Origin of the sequence: Methanospirillum sp. (assembly GCF_035560735.1) — an archaeon.
In the GTDB taxonomy this organism is placed as follows: domain Archaea; phylum Halobacteriota; class Methanomicrobia; order Methanomicrobiales; family Methanospirillaceae; genus Methanospirillum.
This window is the reverse complement of record NZ_DATMYY010000137.1, coordinates 1-3019: the sequence shown is the minus strand read 5'-3', so window position 1 is coordinate 3019 and position 3019 is coordinate 1. Positions and strand designations below refer to the sequence as shown.

The window sequence follows — 3019 nt, the reverse complement described above, 5'->3', positions numbered from 1 at the left end:
GGACTTGACCAGTACTTGCCCGCATCTTAAGACATCGATCACGCAGCATGAAGCTTGCTAAATGACATCAATTATGGAAGAAGAATGAAAAAGTATAGTTGGATTTATGAATTCAGATATCGGATACCTGATTGGAGCTATTGGAACATTCTTTGCAATCCTTGACCCGTTTGGAAATCTTCCCTTTTTTATCGCATATACAAGAAACCTTAACCAATCTATCAGGAAAAGAACTGCCCTCACATTATCCGCGTTCATCTTTTTCGCTATGGCATTCTTTCTCTTTACCGGACAGGCTGTTCTCAATTTTTTTGGGATTTCAATTCCGGCATTTCAGATTGCCGGAGGTATCATTCTCTTTGGGGTGGGTCTGTCAATGATGAGTGGAACACATACCATCACCATGAATCAGATTATCGGAGATACAGAAGCGGAGGGGTTAATCTCAAACAAGGAATCTGTACTTCCAAAGATCATTATCCCTCTTGGAATTCCACTATATGTTGGCCCGGGATCTATTGCTGCAGCAGTTCTTTTTGGAAGTAAAGCACCCTCGTCAATAGCCTTTATTGGAGGATTGCTTGTTATACTTAGTATTGTCCTGATAATTACCATCCTCAACATGAGTTCAGATTTTCTAGTCAGGCTCCTTGGAAGCCAGGGAATTGAAATACTTGTCAGATTGATGGGATTAATTCTGGCAGCAATTGCTGTACAACTGACACTGGAAGGAATTACCGGGGCTATAGTCCATACAATTATTCCGGCGATGAATGGTCTATAAACCAGGCCATCAGGTGCCCATACTCGAAATCGGGATGAAGATCTTTCATCACCCCAGCCCTACTGATTCTATAATCTTGAGTTTGAGAAAGATATTTGTCAGAGTCCGGTTATGAAAAATAAATTATGGGAATAGGATACTTTGGAAAGGAATCATGCTAATGTATCTTCCCGGATTGACCTAGTTTCGGTGGGTTACAGCATTGAGAATTACTTTTCGAACTATATTAAGAGGAAAGGCCGAGATTCTAATTATAGAATCAGCCTGATATCTCTTCTTCCGGGTTGATGAGACTTAAGAAGATTCTTTCAATCTTCTCGAACACTTGAAGAAGACCATATTTCCAGATATCATGACGGGATACTTTTGTCTCTATTAGCAGGTCGCCTTAATGTACTTGTACCTGGGGACTGAGATCTAAGATAATTGTCTGGTTTTCCAAAAGAGAGGAATCCTGTGCTATTAGCCGAATCTCTCCGGGTAATCTAGATACCTCGAAGAATGGTAACATCAGGCTTTTTAAAAAGTTCTTACTCAGGATTTTCATTCTTCAGTTCGCTCGCACATGGACTATCTCTAGAGGGTCCAGTCATCAGGAGTGATTTGGGAACGATTGTCCACTCCAGTCTATAACTCCCCTTGAAGACTTCACTGATGCAAATATAGCCGGGTTCATCGGTACGTATTTTTTTCTAATCCGCCCTATGAACAGACCCTGTGATGTACTATATATGGTGGATTGCTACCTTTGGGAATCCGGACAATGGAGAGATGGGCAGTCCCTTCAGGGACGTTAAGTTCTTCGACCACGGCCTGGATGTGAGGGTTGGTCCGGTCAAATATTCCCCATCCCTATGTGTCGAGATTGTATTTTTGCCCGGTGAATAGCTTTTGAACGCCCGAGTGTTTTATCAGATACCCCGAAGACAATGACTCTTCTATCTGCATTAGAGAAACAGACTGCGTGTTCGATGGCAACTTTAAGATAGCCCTTTGGATCATCCCAAGGTATAAGCGAGAACATTGGACTCGAGATAATTGGAGATGGAAGGATCCAGTTGATCCAGGAGGTGAAGGGAGTCATGTTTATGGGGACGGTAAGAGATGGGTCTACCTATTTGTTGGTTGAGGTATTCGGAAAATTGATTGTTGATGAAAGGTTTCAGTGCTCTTGAAACAGGTGAGATTATCTCGTGGTATTTTGTATGAAGTATCTGTATTTACGCAGGTAACTCGATCTCTCCAGCTGCAAGTGGTCTGACACAGATCTTTCCTGCATGAACCTCCTGCATCACCTTATCGATCTTCTCAGATGTTTCATAGGAAAACCATGCTTCTCCGCATCGCTCGCAAATCCATGCCGGAACATCCTTGATCACGATCACCTGATCATGAACCCGGGCCATGAATTCGGTCTTTCCCTCTTTCATCTCGCCCTTACAGAACTGACATACTCCTGGTTTCATATTTTTTCACCTCCTGAATCGATCATTGGTCCATTTTTCATCCGGATGATACACCGTGATTATTTTGATGTGATCTGCACAGCACCCAACAACCACATGATGAGCGACTCCTCGCAGATACCCAAGCATGAGAAATGATGGACATGGGGTATCATCCTCATACTCTTCTATGATCTCTCCATCTGTCAGGATATGCAATATATCCTCTGATGAAATGCCACGTTCGAACATTCTCACCCGTGCATGTGCAGAGAAAATTATCGAACGCGTTTGAGCATGTGATCGGATGGTGGGCAGTGAACTCAATTACAATCCTCGATGGTTGAGATCTTTTTTGTGATCTTCATCTCATATGATTCCAGCATCTTTTTTTTGAATAAGGAGGGTCAAGGATGCATCCCTGCTCAGCATTTTTGGGAGATACGGTATCTGAGTAATTATTGTTGTGATGAATGAAAATATCAGAGCCTTATCAAAATGTTTAGTCCCTGAACGTTGTGTCTGCTTGGACTTCCTCGAAGAAAGGCATCATCTAACATTTTGAGCAGTTCGGATTCTTTCGGAGTCCGAAAAATGAGGGGATGACCAGTCCTCTCTTAGACTTTCTGTTTTTCAACCTGGATATGATGGTTTTGTCTGGATGTATGTTATCAGATGTATTATTGCCCCTCGCCATCTATGATTCATATTAAAACCCTTGGATAATCAGTTCCAATTTTAATAAAGAATGACACCATGTTCTTTGATAGATTGCTATGATGGTTAAAAT

Annotated in this window: 4 protein-coding genes; 1 reads left to right on the top strand and 3 read right to left on the bottom strand. The window is 42.0% G+C overall.

The features are described from left to right. The first annotated feature begins 106 nt into the window (after positions 1-106). Positions 107-784, top strand: coding sequence for a MarC family protein (locus VN429_RS04175; RefSeq protein ID WP_325630112.1), 678 nt, complete (start codon positions 107-109; stop codon positions 782-784). Between the two features lie 835 nt (positions 785-1619). Here VN429_RS04175 and VN429_RS04170 read toward each other — a convergent pair. The 3 genes from VN429_RS04170 to VN429_RS04160 all read right to left on the bottom strand — a co-directional run bounded on the left by VN429_RS04170 (position 1620) and on the right by VN429_RS04160 (position 2556). After that, positions 1620-1868, bottom strand: coding sequence for a hypothetical protein (locus VN429_RS04170; protein ID WP_325630110.1), 249 nt, complete (start codon positions 1866-1868; stop codon positions 1620-1622). A 136-nt stretch (positions 1869-2004) separates the two neighbouring features. Then, complete coding sequence (locus VN429_RS04165) at positions 2005-2250, bottom strand: type II toxin-antitoxin system MqsA family antitoxin (protein WP_325630108.1); 246 nt, start codon at positions 2248-2250, stop codon at positions 2005-2007. Positions 2251-2256: 6 nt separating this feature from the next. Next, the gene (locus tag VN429_RS04160) at positions 2257-2556 is read right to left on the bottom strand and encodes a DUF4258 domain-containing protein (RefSeq protein WP_325630106.1); all 300 of its coding nucleotides are present in this window, start codon (positions 2554-2556) and stop codon (positions 2257-2259) included. Positions 2557-3019 lie beyond the last annotated feature (463 nt).

Excerpts from the sequence above, each read along its gene's own strand:
- VN429_RS04175 (WP_325630112.1), top strand. The coding sequence starts at position 107 with ATGAATTCAGATATCGGATACCTGATTGGAGCTATTGGAACATTCTTT.
- VN429_RS04165 (WP_325630108.1), bottom strand. The coding sequence starts at position 2,250 with ATGAAACCAGGAGTATGTCAGTTCTGTAAGGGCGAGATGAAAGAGGGA.
- VN429_RS04170 (WP_325630110.1), bottom strand. The coding sequence starts at position 1,868 with ATGACTCCCTTCACCTCCTGGATCAACTGGATCCTTCCATCTCCAATT.